Source organism: Gemmiger formicilis, assembly GCF_016901605.1.
Lineage (GTDB): Bacteria > Bacillota > Clostridia > Oscillospirales > Ruminococcaceae > Gemmiger > Gemmiger formicilis_B.
In genome coordinates, this window is sequence record NZ_JACJKP010001020.1 from 1 (window position 1) to 217 (window position 217).

General features: G+C 52.5%; 1 protein-coding gene. It reads right to left on the reverse strand.

Going from position 1 to position 217, the window contains the following annotated elements:
* Positions 1-97 precede the first annotated feature (97 nt).
* Positions 98-217 (reverse strand): recombinase zinc beta ribbon domain-containing protein (locus H6B10_RS17610; RefSeq protein WP_430661806.1); only part of this gene is annotated, 120 nt, incomplete at its 5' end.

Below are 217 nucleotides of genomic sequence, written 5' to 3' on the forward strand. Positions count from 1 at the left end.
AGCGGCTGGCTGACTTGGATGTTCTTCTGTCCCGACTCTATGAGGATTTTGTCCTGGGCGATCTGAACAAGGAGCGGTACAAGAAAATGACCGCCGATTACGAGGCAGAACAGGTGCCTCGGCCGCTTTTGTAGCTGGAGCATACATAATGGTCTTGCTTGCCGTCAAAGCTCTTGCAGGTAGCAAAGTGCAGCTTGTTCCCGCAATCGGGACAGAA